15 protein-coding genes and 2 pseudogenes are annotated in these 15521 nt (G+C 71.9%); 6 read left to right on the top strand and 11 right to left on the bottom strand.

The genetic code is table 11. From position 1 onward, the window contains the following. Positions 1-36 precede the first annotated feature (36 nt). A complete protein-coding gene (gene lnt / locus ACIGEZ_RS20335; RefSeq protein WP_399832927.1) occupies positions 37-1632 on the top strand; it encodes an apolipoprotein N-acyltransferase in 1596 nt (531 codons plus the stop codon). Here the strand turns inward: lnt and ACIGEZ_RS20330 are convergent. After that, a complete protein-coding gene (locus tag ACIGEZ_RS20330) occupies positions 1556-2461 on the bottom strand; it encodes a Gfo/Idh/MocA family protein (protein WP_399832925.1) in 906 nt (301 codons plus the stop codon). The genes lnt and ACIGEZ_RS20330 overlap by 77 nt on opposite strands. A 200-nt stretch (positions 2462-2661) precedes the next feature. On the opposite strand from ACIGEZ_RS20330, the gene ACIGEZ_RS20325 reads away from it, so the two are divergent. Both ACIGEZ_RS20325 and ACIGEZ_RS20320 read left to right on the top strand, forming a co-directional pair. Next, positions 2662-3198 (top strand): DinB family protein, encoded by a 537-nt coding sequence (locus tag ACIGEZ_RS20325; RefSeq protein WP_399832923.1) that lies wholly within the window; start codon positions 2662-2664, stop codon positions 3196-3198. Between the two features lie 184 nt (positions 3199-3382). Further along, entirely contained in the window at positions 3383-3862 is a 480-nt protein-coding gene (locus ACIGEZ_RS20320; protein ID WP_399832921.1) for a hypothetical protein, read from the top strand. Here the strand turns inward: ACIGEZ_RS20320 and ACIGEZ_RS20315 are convergent. The 8 genes and pseudogenes from ACIGEZ_RS20315 to ACIGEZ_RS20280 all read right to left on the bottom strand — a co-directional run. Then, the gene (locus tag ACIGEZ_RS20315; protein WP_399833245.1) at positions 3853-4293 is read right to left on the bottom strand and encodes a hypothetical protein; all 441 of its coding nucleotides are present in this window, start codon (positions 4291-4293) and stop codon (positions 3853-3855) included. The genes ACIGEZ_RS20320 and ACIGEZ_RS20315 overlap by 10 nt on opposite strands. Before the next feature lie 122 nt (positions 4294-4415). Next, positions 4416-5099, bottom strand: coding sequence for a uracil-DNA glycosylase (ung, locus tag ACIGEZ_RS20310; protein WP_399832919.1), 684 nt, complete (start codon positions 5097-5099; stop codon positions 4416-4418). A gap of 92 nt (positions 5100-5191) precedes the next feature. Beyond that, positions 5192-6772: an ABC transporter substrate-binding protein gene (locus ACIGEZ_RS20305; RefSeq protein ID WP_399832917.1), complete on the bottom strand. Its 1581-nt coding sequence runs from the start codon at positions 6770-6772 to the stop codon at positions 5192-5194. A 148-nt stretch (positions 6773-6920) separates the two neighbouring features. After that, complete coding sequence (locus tag ACIGEZ_RS20300; protein WP_399832915.1) at positions 6921-7688, bottom strand: SDR family oxidoreductase; 768 nt, start codon at positions 7686-7688, stop codon at positions 6921-6923. Positions 7689-7714: 26 nt separating this feature from the next. Further along, positions 7715-8476 carry a 3-oxoacyl-ACP reductase FabG gene (gene fabG, locus ACIGEZ_RS20295; RefSeq protein ID WP_399832913.1) on the bottom strand — a complete coding sequence of 254 codons (762 nt, stop codon included), beginning with the start codon at positions 8474-8476 and terminating at the stop codon, positions 7715-7717. A gap of 226 nt (positions 8477-8702) precedes the next feature. After that, positions 8703-9086 (bottom strand): DUF3037 domain-containing protein, encoded by a 384-nt coding sequence (locus ACIGEZ_RS20290; RefSeq protein WP_399832911.1) that lies wholly within the window; start codon positions 9084-9086, stop codon positions 8703-8705. Beyond that, positions 9083-9928 (bottom strand): HipA family kinase, encoded by an 846-nt coding sequence (locus ACIGEZ_RS20285; RefSeq protein ID WP_399832910.1) that lies wholly within the window; start codon positions 9926-9928, stop codon positions 9083-9085. The genes ACIGEZ_RS20290 and ACIGEZ_RS20285 overlap by 4 nt, the downstream gene beginning before the upstream one ends. A 76-nt stretch (positions 9929-10004) precedes the next feature. Next, positions 10005-10259 (bottom strand): annotated as a pseudogene (locus ACIGEZ_RS20280) (tyrosine-type recombinase/integrase); the annotation flags it as partial. Between the two features lies 1 nt (position 10260). On the opposite strand from ACIGEZ_RS20280, the pseudogene ACIGEZ_RS20275 reads away from it, so the two are divergent. From ACIGEZ_RS20275 to ACIGEZ_RS20265, 3 genes and pseudogenes are all read left to right on the top strand, one after another. Further along, a pseudogene (locus ACIGEZ_RS20275) lies at positions 10261-11046 on the top strand (GTP-binding protein); the annotation flags it as partial. Between the two features lie 51 nt (positions 11047-11097). Next, entirely contained in the window at positions 11098-11334 is a 237-nt protein-coding gene (gene rpsR, locus ACIGEZ_RS20270; RefSeq protein WP_399832908.1) for a 30S ribosomal protein S18, read from the top strand. A gap of 174 nt (positions 11335-11508) precedes the next feature. Continuing rightward, positions 11509-11853 (top strand): ArsR/SmtB family transcription factor, encoded by a 345-nt coding sequence (locus ACIGEZ_RS20265; RefSeq protein WP_399832906.1) that lies wholly within the window; start codon positions 11509-11511, stop codon positions 11851-11853. Between the two features lie 133 nt (positions 11854-11986). Here ACIGEZ_RS20265 and ACIGEZ_RS20260 read toward each other — a convergent pair whose 3' ends face one another. Beyond that, the gene (locus ACIGEZ_RS20260; RefSeq protein ID WP_399832904.1) at positions 11987-13747 is read right to left on the bottom strand and encodes an ABC transporter ATP-binding protein; all 1761 of its coding nucleotides are present in this window, start codon (positions 13745-13747) and stop codon (positions 11987-11989) included. Further along, positions 13744-15444 carry an ABC transporter ATP-binding protein gene (locus tag ACIGEZ_RS20255; protein ID WP_399832902.1) on the bottom strand — a complete coding sequence of 567 codons (1701 nt, stop codon included), beginning with the start codon at positions 15442-15444 and terminating at the stop codon, positions 13744-13746. Before ACIGEZ_RS20255 ends, ACIGEZ_RS20260 begins: the two co-directional genes overlap by 4 nt. Between the last annotated feature and the right edge of the window lie 77 nt (positions 15445-15521).

Below are 15521 nucleotides of genomic sequence, written 5' to 3'. Positions count from 1 at the left end.
CGCGCGCACACTGGAGGCGACAGCTGGAGGCACGGCATGCGCAATCCGCTCGCAGGGCGTCCGGCCCGGGCCGGTCTCGGCCGCTCCGCGCTCGCCGTGCCCCTCGGCGCGCTGCCCGCGCTCGCCTTCCCGGCACCCGGCCTGTGGTGGCTCGCGTACGTCGCCCTCGTCCCCTGGCTGCTGCTGATCCGTACGGCGCCGAGCGCACGCCGGGCAGGCCTGGACGGCTGGTTCGGCGGCATCGGCTTCATGCTGGCCGTGCACCACTGGCTGCTGCCAAGCTTGCACGTCTTCCTTCTCGTCCTCGCCGCGCTGCTCGGCCTGTTGTGGCTGCCGTGGGGCTGGCTGGTGCGGGCGATGCTCGGCGGCGAGCCGTCCCGGTGGCGGGCGGCCGCCGCGCTGTTCGTGGTCCCCTCCGGCTGGCTGCTGATCGAGCTGGTCCGCTCCTGGGAGGGCCTGGGCGGCCCGTGGGGGCTGCTCGGGGCGAGCCAGTGGCAGGTGCCGCCCGCGCTGCGGCTCGCCTCGGTCGGCGGGGTCTGGCTGGTGAGCCTGCTGGTGGTGGCGGTGAACACGGCCGCCGCGCTGCTCGTGGCGGCGCCGCCGCTGCGCCGTGCCGCGGTGGCGGGCCTGGTCGGCTGCGCCCTGACGCTCGGCCTGGTCTGGTGGGGCACCGCGCCGCCCCCGATCACCGGCACGGTACGGGTCGCGGTCGTCCAGCCCGGTGTCCTCGACGGGCCGGGCGGCGCCGACCGGCGGTTCGCCCGGGGCGAGGAGCTGACCAGGGCGCTCGCCGGGCAGCGGCTCGACCTGGTGGTCTGGGGCGAGAGCAGCGTCGGCGCGGACCTGCGGGCCCGGCCGGAGCTCGCGAAGCGGCTCACGGCCCTCGCGCGCGCGGTGGACGCGCCGGTGCTCGTCAACGTGGACGCGCGCCGCTCCGACCGCCCCGGCATCTTCAAGAGCGCGATCCTGGTCGGCCGGGACGGTCCCACCGGCGACCGCTACGACAAGATGCGGCTCGTGCCGTTCGGCGAGTACGTGCCCGCACGGGTCGTGCTCGGCTGGGTCACCTCCGTCGGCAAGGCGGCCGGCGAGGACCGGCGCCGGGGCACGACTCCGGTCGTGATGACGCTGCCCGCCCCGGCCGAGGGCGGCCCGCCCGGCGTGCGGCTCGGGACGCTGGTCTGCTTCGAGTCGGCCTTCCCCGACATGACCCGTCGGCTCGCCCGGGACGGCGCCGAGCTGGTGGTGGCCCAGTCGGCCACCTCCACCTTCCAGGACAGCTGGGCCCCGGCCCAGCACGCCTCGCTGGGAGCTCTGCGGGCGGCGGAGTCGGGGCGCCCGGTGGTGCACGCGACACTGACCGGGATCAGCGCCGCGTACGGTCCCGACGGGCGGCGCACCGGCGCCACCCTGTCCACCGGCAGCAGCGCGGCCACGGTGTACGAGCTGCCGCTCTCGCAGTCCACCACGGCGTACGTCCGCCTCGGCGACTGGCCGGTCTACGCGGCGCTGCTCGTGGTGGGCGCGCTGTGCGCGGCCGAGGGCACGGGGACGTTCAGGCGGACTGGGGCAGCGCCTCGCGTACCACGCGCTCGCACAGTTCGTGGGTCGCCAGGGCGTCCCGTGCGCTGAGCAGCCGCCCGTCCCGTACGGCGTCGAGGAAGGCCGAGGCCGCCTGCTCGATGCCGCGCTGACGGGCCACCGGCACCCAGTCGCCGCGTCGCCGGACGGTCGGCTGGCCCTTGTGGTCGACGATCTCGGCGAGGTTGAGGACCTGGCGCTTGGTGTCCTGTCCCGACACCTCCAGGATCTCCTCGGTGGAGCCGTTCAGCCGGTTCATCATGCCGATGGCGGTGAAGCCGTCGCCGGAGAGCTGGAGCACCACGTGGTGCATGAGCCCCTCGCGGATCCGGGCGCGCACGTCGACGTGGTCGACCTCGCCGGGCAGCAGGAAGCGCAGGGTGTCGACGACGTGGATGAAGTCGTCGAGCACGAAGGTGCGCGGGTCCTCGGGCAGGCCGATCCGGTTCTTCTGCATGAGGATCAGATCGCGCGGGTGGTCGAGGCACTGGGCGTAGGAGGGGGCCAGCCTGCGGTTGAAGCCGACGGCGAGGCTGACCGCCCGCTTCTCCGCCAGTTCCACGAGTCGCTCGGAGTCGGCGTACTCGTAGGCGAGCGGCTTGTCGACGTAGGTCGGCACGCCGGCCTCGAGGAGCCGGGTGGTGATCTCGGGGTGCGCGGCGGTCGACGCGTGCACGAAGGCGGCGTCGAGACCGGCGGAGAGCAGCGAGTCGAGGTCCGTGTGGCGGCGCGCGGCGGGCAGGTGGTAGCTGTCGGCGACCCGTTCGAGAGTGGCGAGCGTGCGGGTCTGGAGGTGGAGTTCGACCCCGGGCAGGGCGGACAGGACGGGCAGATAGGCCTTCTGCGCGATGTCGCCGAGTCCGATGCAGCCAACCTTCACGGGGTCTCCTTGTCGTGGTCCGCCTCTGTGCCCCAAGGGCCGTTCGCGCCGGTCAGCTTACGCGGCGCCGGTCGGAGCCCGGCGGCGGGCGGTGGTCGGCGGGCGGCGGTCGGTCGGACGGCGGTCGGTCCGTCGGACGGACGGACCGGCGGACCGAACCGGCGACAAACCCCTGGCCCGTAAGACGATCATGGGTCACCATGCGGGGCATGACTGCCGAACAGACCGACACCACCCCGCGCATCGACCCCGACACCCGCTCCGGCGAGCGCGTGGCCCTGGAAGAGTGGCTCGACTTCCACCGCGCGACGCTCGCGCAGAAGTGCGAGGGCCTCGACGACGTCCAGCTGCGCACCGCCTCCGCACCGCCCTCGGACCTCAACCTCATGGGTCTGGTCCGCCATATGGCGGAGGTCGAGCGCGGCTGGTTCCGGCGCGTCCTCGCGGGCGAGGAGGCGGACTGGATCTACAGCACCAAGGAGGACCACGACGGCGACATCCACGTCGGGGAGACGGACACGTGGGAGGAGGCGTACGCCACCTGGCAGGGCGAGATCGCCCGGGCCCGGGCCAACGCCGCCGGCCGCGGACTCGACGACGTCGGCGTCGGAAAACACCGCAGCGGGGAGACCTTCAACCTGCGCTGGATCTACCTCCACATGATCGAGGAGTACGCCCGCCACAACGGCCACGCGGACCTCATCCGGGAGCGGATCGACGGCGCCACCGGCGACTGAGCGACCGGCGACCGGCCACCGCCGCGTCACGTGGCCGCACTCCGCTGCGACCGGCGGCCGGCCACCGGCGACCGGCCACCGCCGTGGCCGAGCCGGTCAGCCCGCGCCGGGGTGATCACTCGTGCGGGGCATTCCCCGCGAGTAGGGACGCGCGGCACCGCCCGCGACCAGCAGAGTTGCGCGGGTGCATGCAACCAGAACCAAGTTGAGGATCCTGGCCGGCGTGGCGATGGCCGCCCTCTCGGGCTGCGTCGCGGTGCAGCCGCCTCCCACCGCGCCCGCGCCGCTCCCGAGCCAGGCGGTCGGGCGGTCCGGTCAGGACGTCGCGCCGCAGATCGTCCAGGGCCCCGCCCGCGAGGCCCTGGAGTCGGCGATGCCCGATCCCCCGGCGACCGAGGCCGGGTCGGCCGTGGAGCGCTCGGCGGTGGAGCGCTCGGCCGGGGAACGGCACGAGACCGGCGGGCCCGGCGCCGCGCGGCCGCGCCGTACCGGGAAACCGCGCCCCTCCGCCGTACCGAAGCGACAGCACCGCCACCCGGCCGCCGAGCTGCCCGCGCTGCCGAAGGCACCCCGCACCCGGGCCGAGGTCTGCGAGCTGGGCGCTCGGTACGGCGGCTGGAGCCGGGACAGCGACCAGGCACGGATCTGCCGCAGCTACGGCTGAGCCCGCAGCCGCACCTCCAGGCGCTCGATCGCGGCCCGCACCCCGTTGCCGTACCCGTCGTCGTCCAGGACCACGGAGGCGGCGCGGGCCCGGTCCAGATGGATCCGGGCCGCGTCCGGGCGGGCCAGCTTCACGTAGTCGGCGGCCAGGTTGAGGTGGAGCGAGGGGTACAGGGCGCGCAGCGCCACCGCCGAGTCGTGGAGGGCCAGCCGGTCCTCGTCGAGCCCCTCGGCGGCCGTCAGGGCCCGCAGGTCCCAGGCGAGCTCGGTGTCGGGGTCGTCCTGCGCGTCCGCCATGTAGTGGGCGAGCGTGCAGCGGTGCAGCGGGTCCCCGTCCGGGCCCAGCTGGTCCCAGATCGCGCCGAAGCGGTTGCGCGCCTCTTCCCGGTCGCCGCCGTGCAGCAGCATCATCGCCTGCCCGATCCTGGTCATGACGCCGTCGTCCGACACCTGCTGCCCGGTCACTCGACCTCCACGCGCTGTCGCTCCGGCCCTCGGTACGGAAACCGGCCGGATCCGACGCTAGCCGCAGCCGCGCCGGATCCGGCCGAGGCTCAGCCGAGGTCCGGGATGCGCCAGTCGATCGGCTCGTGCCCCTGGGCGGCGACGGCCCGGTCGATCTGGGTGAAGGGGTGGGAGCCGAAGAACTTCTTCGCCGACAGCGGCGAGGGGTGCGCGCCCTTCACCACGACGTGCCGCTCCTCGTCGATGAGCGGCAGCTTCTTCTGCGCGTAGTTCCCCCACAGGACGAAGACCGCCGGGTCGGGCCGGGCGGCCACCGCCGTGATCACCGCGTCGGTGAACTTCTCCCAGCCCCGGCCCTTGTGCGAGTTCGCCTCGCCGGCCCGGACCGTGAGCACCGCGTTGAGCAGCAGCACGCCCTGCTCCGCCCACGGCATGAGATAGCCGTTGTCGGGGATCGGGTGCCCGAGCTCGGCCTGCATCTCCTTGTAGATGTTGCGCAGCGAGGGCGGGGTCTTCACGCCGGGCCGGACGGAGAAGCACAGTCCGTGGCCCTGGCCCTCGCCGTGGTAGGGGTCCTGGCCGAGGACCAGGACCTTCACCTTGTCGAACGGGGTCGCGGCGAGGGCGGCGAAGACCTCCTCGCGCGGCGGGTAGACCGGCCCGCCCGCCCGCTCCTCCTCGACGAACTCGGTGAGCTGCTTGAAGTAGGGCTTCTGCAGCTCTTCGCCGAGGACGCCGCGCCAGGACTCGGGCAGCATGTCGGTGTCGGTCACGTCAACAACCTCCGGTGGGTGCTTCGTTCTTCTCCGAAGAACCTACCGGGGAGCACTGACAACGCCGTCCGCCGCCCGCGTCCCGCCCGGGATCACCAGCTGGTGCGGCGGCTGAGCTCCCACATCTGCATGACGGTCTGCGGGTCGAGGGCCCGCTCGCCGCCGCCGATGTCCTCGCTGGCGGCGATGTAGAGCTTGCCCTGCCACAGCGGCAGCAGCCGGACGTCCTGCACCATGATCTCCTGCGCCTCCACGAACTCGTCCGTGACGGCCCCGCGGTCGCTCTCGCGGCGCGCCTTGGGCAGCAGCTCGTTGGTGATGCGGGGGCTGACGTACGGGGTGCCGAGGACGTTCTCCTTGCCCACGAAGGGGGCGACGAAGTTGTCCGGGTCCGGGAAGTCGGGGAACCAGCCGCGGCCGAAGACCGGGTACTGGCCCTTCTGGTAGCCCGCCTGGAACTCCTTCCACGGCTTGCCCTGGACGGTGACCTTGAACAGGCCGTCCTCCTCCAGCTGCCGCTTGAGCTCGGCGAACTCGGCCGCCGTCGAGGAGCCGTACCGGTCGGTGGTGTACCAGAAGGTCAGGGCGACCGGCTCGGTGATGCCGGCGGACCGCAGGATCGACTTGGCCTTGGCGGCGTTGGGCGAGCCGTAGCGGTCGTAGAACTTGGTGGTGTGGCCCGCGATGCCCTTGGGGACCATCGAGTACAGCGGCTCGGCGGTGCCCTGGTAGACCTTGTTGACCAGCGCGTCCCGGTCGACGATCTGCGCGATGGCCTTGCGGACGGGCAGCTTGGCGACGGACTCGTCGCGGGTGTTGAAGACCAGGTAGCGGATGTCGGCGCCGGTGGACTCGACGAGCTGGAGCCCCTTGTTCTCGGGCTTGTCGGCCTGCAGGTCGACGACCTCCTCGGCGGTCAGACCGCGGTAGGTGGCGTCGATCTCCTTGTTCTTCAGGGCCGCGACCATCGGCTCGGACTCCTTGAAGTACCGGATGGTCACGCCGCCGTTCTTGCGGTCCGCGAACCCCTTGTAGTTGGGGTTGCGGGTCAGCTCGGCCTTCTCGCCCTCCGCGTAGGAGTCGAGGACGTACGGGCCGGAGCCGACGAGCTTGCCGTCCTCGCGGAGCTTGTCCGCCGGGTACTCGGCCGGGTCCACGAGGGACATGGCCGGTGTGGCGAGGATGAAGGGGAAGGTCGCGTCCGGCCGGTTGAGGCGGAAGACCACGGTGCGGTCGTCGACGGCCTCGACCTTGTCGAGCGAGCCGAGCATGCCGTTGGGGCCACCCTCGGCGTCGATGGTGCGGATCCGCTCGATCGAGTACTGGACGGCCTTCGCGTCGAGCCGGTGACCGTTGGAGAACGCGAGTCCGTCCTTCAGAGTGCACTCGAAGACCCGGCTCGACGAGCCGTCCTTGAACTTGCAGTCCGCCGCGTCCGGCTGCGGGGTCGTGCTGCCGGTCGGGAAACTGACGAGGGTCTGGAAGACATTCCGGAAGAGCTCCCAGGAATTGTCCCAGGCGGCAGCCGGATCAAGCGTGGACGGAGAACTCGTCGTACCGACGACGATTCTCTGATCCCCTGCGGATTCACCGTCCGAAAACACACTGCATCCGGACAGGAGGGATATGGACGCAAGGGCTGCAGCGGCCTGCAGACTGGTCCGGTTGAACACGTGCACGCTCCTCGTTCAGCCTGGGGTCGGCCGACGATACCGCAGCGCCCCGCCAGGTCAATGTGTCGCCCTGGCGGGGCACTTGAGTCATTCATTGCCTAATCGGGGCCAAACCGGTCAGGAATTCCGGAAAGTGTCCGGATACCGGTCACCCGACACCGGCGTTCAGGAAAATCCCGCCGTCGACCACCAGGGTCTGGCCGGTGATCCAGTCCGACTGCTCCGAGGTGAGGAAGGCGGCCGCGCCGCCGATGTCCCGCGGCTCGCCGAGCCGTCCCAGCGGGTACGGGGCGGCCGCCTCGGCCTCCCGGCCCTCGTACAGCGCCGCGGCGAATTTCGTCTTCACGACGGCCGGGGCGATGGCGTTGACCCGGACCAGCGGTGCGAATTCGTGCGCCAGCTGGAGGGTGAGGTTGATCATGGCCGCCTTGCTCATTCCGTACGCGCCGATGAACGGCGACGCGGAGATTCCGGCGACCGAGGCGATGTTCACGATCGCCCCTCCGTGTTCCTTCTGCCACGCTCGGTAAGTCTGCTGGGCGAAACCGAGGGCCGAGACCACATTGGTCTCGAAGACCTTGCGGGCAACGCCCAGGTCGAGCTCGGCGATCGGGCCGAAGACCGGATTGGTCCCCGCGTTGTTCACCAGGAAGTCGACCCGGCCGAAGGCCTCCATGGTGGCCTCGACCGCGGCGGCCTGGTGGGCCTCGTCGTGGGCCTTGCCGGGCACCGCGATGACCCGGTCGGCGCCGAGCCGCTCCACGGCCTCCTTGAGGGCCTCCTCGCCCCGCCCGGTGATGCAGACCCGGTCGCCGCGGGCGACCAGGGCCTCGGCGACGCCGTAGCCGATGCCTCGGCTGGCGCCGGTGACCAGGGCGACCTTGCCCGACAGCTCGGGCTGCTCGTTCGTGCTCATGTCCGTACTCCTCCCGCGCCGTCGTGTCAGTTGAGCGGGCCGCCGGCCACGTACATGACCTGGCCCGAGACGAAGCCGGCGTCGTCGCCGGCGAAGAAGGCGATGGCGTTCGCGACGTCCTCGGGGCGGCCCACCCGCTGGACCGGGATCATGGAGGCGGCCGCGGCCTGGAACTCCTCGAAGCCCATGCCGACCCGCTCGGCGGTCTGCGCGGTCATCTCGGTGACGATGAAGCCGGGGGCGACGGCGTTGGCGGTGATGCCGAACTTGCCGAGCTCCTTGGCGAGGGTCTTGGTGAGGCCCTGCAAGCCGGCCTTCACGGCGGAGTAGTTGGCCTGGCCGCGGTTGCCGAGGGCCGAGGAGGAGGAGAGCGAGACGATCCGCCCGAAGCCCGCGTCCACCATGTGCTTCTGGCAGGCCTTGGCCATCAGGAACGCGCCCTTGAGGTGCACGTTCATCACGATGTCCCAGTCCGACTCGGACATCTTGAAGAGCAGGTTGTCGCGGAGCACGCCGGCGTTGTTGACGAGGATGGTCGGCGCGCCGAGCTCGGCGGCGACCCGCGCGACCGCGGCCTCCACCTGGGCGCTGTCGGAGACGTCGCAGCCGACGGCGAGCGCGGTGCCGCCCGCGGCGGTGATCTTCTCGACGGTGTCCTTGCAGGCCGCCTCGTCGAGGTCGAGTACGGCGACGGCGCGGCCCTCGGCCGCGAGCCGGATCGCGGTGGCGGCTCCGATGCCCCGTGCGGCACCCGTGACGACGGCTACGCGCTGCTCGGTGGTGGACATGCTTGGTTCTCCTCGCCCTTGGATCATCCCTGGATACGATCCGTACCCGCGGCCGGCTCGCTGTCCCGCACATGAGCGACCGCTTAGTATCGTCCGCAGACGAGACGCTAGAAGCCCTGGCACCCGGTGTCAACGGCCCACCGGGTGCACCCGATCACTCGGGTGTCACCAGGACGGGCCCTGGGGGGGGCGTCTCGGCGAGCCGGCATGATCGGCGAGACATCCCCTAGCGCACCAGCAGGTCGAGCAGCCGTTCCACCTCGGCCTCGGGATCGGCCGTCAGGCCGGTGTGCACGGGCCCCGGCTGGACCACCGTCGAGCGGGGCGCGATCAGCCAGCGAAAGCGCCGCCCGGCGTCGTCACCGGCCGCCTGACCCGCGTCCTCACCGCCCAGGCAGACCCCCTCGACCGCGTGCAGCGCGGCCCGTACGCCGGTGACGTCGGCGGCCGGGTCGAGCGCGGCCAGCTTGCGCTCGTCCAGATGGGTGCGCGCGGCGACGAAGGAGCGCGCCCGGCAGTAGACGACCACGCCGGCGTTGAAGCACTCGCCGCGCTCGACGCGGGGCACGACGCGCAGCAGCGCGTACTCGAAGACATCGCGGTCGGTCACGTGGTGCTGTCCTTCTCGATGGCGTGCGGCCGGGGCGCGAGGCGTTCGGCCAGCCAGCCGGGGGGCTGTGCGGGCCGGCGCTCGGTGCGCGGGCCGAGGGTGATCCGCTCGTGGATGCTCGCGGCGCGCGGCAGCAGGGCCGCCACATAGGCGCGGCGCAGCGCGTCGGTGGTCTCGAATCCGGGCTCGTCGACCAGCCACTCGTCGGGCACCTCGGCGGCGACCTCGGTGAGCAGCTCCTCGGTGACGAGCGGGGCGAGCTCGACGGCCGCGGCGGCGACGTCGGGCTCGTACCGCGCCAGGGCGTGGTCGGAGGCGTCGTACGGCTTCGCGGCGGAGCCTTGCGCGCCCGGCCAGTTGTGGTGCCAGATCATGGTGGCGCCGTGGTCGATGAGCCACAGGTCGCCGTGCCAGACGAGCATGTTGGGGTTGCGCCAGGAGCGGTCGACGTTGTTGATCACGGCGTCGAACCAGACGACCTTCCCGGCCTCCTTCGGATCCACCTCGTAGGCGAGCGGGTCGAAGCCGAGGGAGCCGGGCAGGAAGTCCATGCCGAGGTTGAGGCCGCCGCTCGCCTTCAGCAGCTCCTGCACCTCCTGGTCGGGCTCGGAGAGCCCGATGACCGGGTCGAGCTGGATGGTGACCAGCTCCGGCACCCGCAGCCCGAGGCGACGGGCGAGCTGCCCGCAGATCACCTCGGCGACGAGGGTCTTGCGCCCCTGTCCGGCGCCGGTGAACTTCATGACGTACGTACCGAGATCGTCTGCCTCGACGATCCCGGGAAGCGAGCCGCCCTCACGCAAAGGCGTGACATAGCGGGTCGCTACGACCTCTTCCAGCACTTTCCCAGGCCACCCATCTCTTCAGCCTTACAATCCACGGACGACTTCTCTGGGGCGTAGAGGCGGGAATCGCCGGTCAACGGCGCTGGGGAGAATCCGGGGAGTTTCGGCCGGCGAGCCGGTCTCCCCGCTCCCCCAGCAGACCGTCGATGGTGCCGCGCCCCTTGCTGCCGGCTTCCGGCATGAAGTGAGCATAGTAACCGAGGGTGATCGCCGGCGAGGAGTGTCCGAGCCACCGGGCCAGGGTCACGACGGACTCTCCGGCTTCCAACATGATCGAGGCGTAGGTGTGCCGAAGCACGTGGAAACCGTCCTTCGGGGCCGCCGCCCACGGCGTGATGACCGCCGTCGGCCCCGCCCTCGTGCTGCCCTGCCTGGCGAACGGTGACGACCTGGCGGAGGTGGGCCTTGCGGCGGCCGCCACCGACCAGCGCACCGTCGCAGACACCTGGGCCCGGCAGTTGGAGTACGCGCCGGTGCTCGCGCCCGTCGAGAGCGAACACGTCGATGACGAGGACCGCGCCCTGCTCACTCAGCTGCATCCGACCGCACGCCAGGTGCCCGCCGGATCCGGTGAACTAGGCCAGTTGGCCTTCGCCGGCTTCGACGTGGAATCGGCAGCGGCCGCCCAGCACCCGGCCTGCGCCCTGCTCCCCCAGGAGGCGGCCGACGAAGCCGGAGTCGCCACCCTCGTCTGGCGGCGCCACCGTCCCTTCCACCCCGAACACCTCTACCAGGCGCTGGAAGACCTCTGCTGTGCAGCTGCCCGCAGCCGCGGCCGCTTCTGGCCCGCCGACCGCCCGGACACCCTGCTCGCCTGGGACTGCGCAGGTGGCGCGCTGTGCGTGGAGAGCGCCGGCCCCTGGCTGGCGTCACTGCCGGACGCCGCCTGTGAGATGGTGCCCCCGATGCGCCGAGCCGCTGCCGCACTGGACTGGCACCCCGAGCACGGCGACCGCTGCCAGCACCTGGTCTTCACTTCCCCCAGCCTCGACCGGGACGGCCTGGAACAGCTCCTCGAGTCGTGCCTGCTCACCGATGCCGAGTACGCGGCTGGCCCCGAGGCATGGAAGCACCTGCCGGCCGCCTTCGACTCCCTCCTCGACCCCGTTTCCTAGACCTGGCTGCCGATCAGCCCGTCCCGCAACCCACCACGCGAGGAAGTTCTCATGGCCCGCCGCACCGACCCCCGTAAGCCCCTCAAAGCCCGCCCCAACCCGCTCGACACAGCCGGAATCACCTCCATCGACTACAAGGACACGGACCTGCTGCGGCAGTTCATCTCCGATCGCGGCAGGATCCGCAGCCGCCGCGTCACCCGCGTCACCGCCCAGCAGCAGCGGCAGATCGCCGCAACGATCAAGAATGCACGGGAGATGGCCCTGCTGCCCTACTCGAGCCGGTAGCAGCATTCCGCCCCGCGGACAGCTGCCAGCGCGGGCCTTTTCATCAAACGTCCCCCGCCGTCGAGGCTTTGATCCTGCAACGGCTCACCCGGCATCCTGCGACGCGGCCCGCTTCCAGGCCGCGTCGCGCAGCAGGCGCAGTCCGTTGAGGCCGACGATGACGGTCGAGCCCTCGTGGCCCGCGACGCCGTGGGCGCCGCCGACGTGGCCGCCACGCTCCAGGCCCTTGCGACCCCCTCCCGGCTGCGGATCCTGGCCCGCCTCCAGGAGGGCCCGTGCGCGGCGACCGAACTCGCCGACGCTGTCGGCATGGAACAGTCCGCCTGCTCCCACCAGCTGCGCCTGCTGCGCAACCTCGGCCCGGTCACCGGGGAGCGCCGCGGCTGTTCGGTGATCTACGCGCTGTACGACAGCCATGTCGCCGAGCTGCTCGATCAGGCGCTCGACCACGTCGAGCATCTGCGCCTCGGCCTGCGCGACACACCGGCCACCGCCACTTCCGAGACGACCGTGCCCTGACAAGCAGCGGCGGCACTCGGATGATCGACCACGACATAGAAACGGCCGGTGGCCCTCACTCGGAGGGACCCGCCGCCGTTGCCATTGAGTGACCGTCTCTGTGCCGTTCCGGCCTGCGCGAGCGACCCAGGTGTCAGAGCACGTGCGCGCCGCCCGGGATCTGCCACTCGCGCGCGGCCGACTGGGCCGCCCACATGCGAACGTACCGGCCGTCGGACTCCGTGAGCAGGTCGGTGTGGGTGCCGCGCTGGATGATACGGCCGTCCTCCACGACCAGGATCTGGTCGGCGCCCACCACGGTGGACAGCCGGTGCGCGATGACGACCACCGTCTTGCCGGCCACCAAGCGGTCGACCGCCTGCTGGACCACCGTCTCGGACGTGCTGTCCAGCGCCGCCGTGGGCTCGTCGAGAAGCACGATCGGGGCGTCTTTCAGAAAGGCGCGGGCGATGGAGATGCGCTGGCGTTCGCCGCCCGAGAGGGCGGAGCCGATCTCTCCGACGCGGGTGTGGTAGCGCTCAGGCAGCGTGTCGACGAAGTCGTGGATGCCCGCCGCGCGGGCCGCGTCCTCGATGTCGGCGTCGGTGGCGTCCGGTCGGCCGAGGGCGATGTTGGCGCGGATCGTGTCGTCGAAGAGGTAGACGTCCTGGAAGACGACGGCGATATGGCGCAGGACCTCGTCCGGTGAGAGACCGGCCAGATCGACACCGCCGATGCTGACCGTGCCGAGCTGCGGATGAGCGTAGCGGCTGATGAGTCGGGTCACGGTCGTCTTGCCGGAGCCCGAGGGGCCGACCAGGGCGGTCAGACTGCGCTCGGGGATGGTGAAGTCGACGTCCTTCAGGGTGGGTTCGTGCTGCCCGTCGTAGCCGAACGTGACGTGCTCGAAGTTGATGTCGAAGGACGTCGGCGGGCGGCCGCCCTCGGCCACCGGCAGCGGGCGCACCGCGAGCACGTCGTCGATACGGGCGAGTGCCGCCTCCGACAGTTCGAAGAGCTTGGTCATGACGGCGGCCAGGCTCAGCGGCTCGGCGAAACGGGCAGCGGCGACGGTGACGGCGAGCAGGGTCGCGGGGGTGAGCCGCGCGTCGAGGACCAGGGCGCCGCCGAGGGCGACCAGGCCCACGAGGGCCAGCTGGACCAGGAGCTGGGCCCCGGCAACGGGCAGGGCGGCGGAATTGTTGGTGGCGGCCTGGGTCTCGTGCTGGCGGTCCAGTACCGGCAGCAGGCGTGGCGAGTCGGCGCCCGCCTGGCCGGTGGCCTTGAGCACCGGCAGGCCCTGGACGTACTCCACGATGCGCGCGGCCGCTTCCCCGTCGGCCTCGTCCACCTCACGGAACCCGGAGCCGGAGCGGCGTTGCACCTGGCGTACGAGGGGAATGGCGGCCAGCGTGCCCACGACGAGCACGAGACCGAGCCGCCAGTCCAGGGCGATCACGACCGCGCCGAGTACCAGTGGGACGGTGACCAGCTGGACGAACAGGGCGGCGAGCGAGGAGACGGCGGTGGCGGCCGTCGTCGCGTTGCCGCCGACGACCTGGGTGAGGTCGCCCGCGGCGCGCCGGTTCAGCTCCTGCTGCGGCATGGCCCGCAGGGCGGCGCCCAGACGGATGCGGGTGGAGCCCGTCACCAGGTGCCAGTAGTCGTAGGTGAACGCCATCTCGCGCACGCGCAGCGCGCCTTCGGCGGCGACGAGGATGGCCAGTGCTCCGATCCACGTCCAGGCGCGGCCGGTGCGCACCGGGTCGCGGCACAGTTCCGCGAGCAGGGGCACGAAGCAGGCGTACGCGGCAGCCTGGAGCATGGTCGCCAGCAGCGACGTGCGGAGTGTGGCGCGGAACTGCCGGGCGTACGGGCCCGCCGCGGTGAGCATCAGGCGCAGGATGCGCGTCACGGGTTGACCTCCCTGGTGCGGCCGCCGGTCATGCCCCAGGCGGCGGCCTGCTGGTGGCCGGCCCAGAGGCGGGCGTAGTGGCCGGCCGCGGCGACGAGTTCGGCGTGGCGGCCGCGTTCGGCGATGCGGCCCTGGTCGAGGACGACGATCTGGTCGGCGTCGGTGATGGTGGACAGGCGGTGGGCGATGACGAGGACGGTGCGGCCCCGGGTGAGGCGGGCGACGGCCTGTTGGATGGCGGCCTCGGTCTCGGGGTCGGTGAAGGCCGTGGCCTCGTCGAGGACGACGATCGGGGCGCGGGAGAGGATCGCGCGGGCGATGGTGATGCGCTGCCGCTGGCCGCCGGAGAGGAGACCGCCACGCTCGCCGACCTGGGTGTCGTAGCCGTCGGGGAGTTCGCGCACGATGAAGTCGTGGGCGGCGGCGGCCTCGGCGGCGGCGCGGACCTCCGCGTCGGTGGCGTCGGGGCGGGCGAGCCGGATGTTCTCGGCGACGGTGCCGGTGACGAGGAACGGGTCCTGGAAGACGAGGGCGACGTGCCGCAACAGGACGTCGGTGGCGATGTCCCGGACGTCCTCACCGCCGACGCGCACCGTGCCCGAGTCGACGTCGTGGAAGCGCGGGATCAGCCGGGCCAGCGTGGACTTGCCGGAGCCGGAGGCACCGACCAGGGCGCACACGGTGCCCTCGGGGATCTGCAGGTCGATGCCGTCCAGAGCGGGTCGTCGGCCTTCGCGGCCGGGGTAGCGGAAGGTGACCGACTCGAAGTGGACGGCACAGCCGTGCGGTTCGCGCGGGTCGTCGGGTTCCGGGAGCGGTGGTGCGTCCAGCAGTTCCGTCACGCGGATGGCGCCCGCTTTGGCGTCGTTGATGTGGTTTGTCAGGTGCATCAGGGGAGAGACCGCCTCGATGGGCATGGTGCCGACGAGGAGGGCGAGCAGCAGGTCCGTGAGGGAGATCCACCCGGCGTCGAGCATGGGTACGCCGGTGGCGGCGACGATCAGCAGGGTGGGCAGCGGCACGATGAACAGCCGGTGCAGCAGGCCCGAGGAGCGGGTGGTGGCCATCCAGGCGGCGACGGCGTCCGTGAACTCCTCGACCGCGGTGGAGAAGCGGCCGAAGGATGCCCGGCCGTCGTCGAAGGTGCGCACGACCGGCATGCCCTGGACGAACTCGACGACGGCCGCGTTCACGTTCTCGTTCGCCGTGTTGTAGCGCTCGCGCTGGGTTCCGTAGTCGCGGGCCATCAGTGAGAAGACCGCGAACGCGACGGGGATGATCAGGAGCACGGCGAGCAGCATCCGCCACTGCACCACGCCCAGCGCGATGAGCGCGGCCACGGGCTGGGCGACGCCGGAGCCGAGGAACGGCAGCGCGTCGGCGACCACGTTGTGCAGGGACTTCACGTCGTCCTGGACGACCTTCTTGATCCGTCCGGCGCCGAGCCGCTGCACCTCGCCCAGCGGCATGCGCGCCAGGCTGTCGGCGAGCCGGCGGCGCAGCACGACCTCCAGCTCGTAACTCGCCTCGTGGGCGATGTGCTCGGCGAACCAGCGCGCGCCGAAGCCGCCGAGCAGGCCGGCGAGCGCACCCAGCGTCCAGCGGGTGACGACGGCCCCCGACGGGTCGTCGGCGAGGAGTCGCCCGACGGCGTACGCCACACAGACGAAGCCCGCGACGGCGCTCACCCCGCTCAACAGTCCGAGTGTTGCGGCCTGCCTGAGTTGCCGACGGACTCGCTGGGAGCTCGCCGCAAGGTCCACCACAGTGCGCA

This window comes from Streptomyces sp. NPDC085481, assembly GCF_044541845.1.
In the GTDB taxonomy this organism is placed as follows: Bacteria; Actinomycetota; Actinomycetes; order Streptomycetales; family Streptomycetaceae; genus Streptomyces.
This window is presented reverse-complemented; position numbering and strand designations above follow the sequence as displayed.

What these genes read in the sequence shown, in the direction of transcription:
- lnt (WP_399832927.1), top strand. Translation starts at nt 37, where the DNA reads ATGCGCAATCCGCTCGCAGGGCGTCCGGCCCGGGCCGGTCTCGGCCGC.
- ACIGEZ_RS20325 (WP_399832923.1), top strand. Translation starts at nt 2,662, where the DNA reads ATGCGGGGCATGACTGCCGAACAGACCGACACCACCCCGCGCATCGAC.
- ACIGEZ_RS20315 (WP_399833245.1), bottom strand. Translation starts at nt 4,293, where the DNA reads ATGACCAGGATCGGGCAGGCGATGATGCTGCTGCACGGCGGCGACCGG.
- ACIGEZ_RS20300 (WP_399832915.1), bottom strand. Translation starts at nt 7,688, where the DNA reads ATGAGCACGAACGAGCAGCCCGAGCTGTCGGGCAAGGTCGCCCTGGTC.
- fabG (WP_399832913.1), bottom strand. Translation starts at nt 8,476, where the DNA reads ATGTCCACCACCGAGCAGCGCGTAGCCGTCGTCACGGGTGCCGCACGG.
- rpsR (WP_399832908.1), top strand. Translation starts at nt 11,098, where the DNA reads ATGGCCCGCCGCACCGACCCCCGTAAGCCCCTCAAAGCCCGCCCCAAC.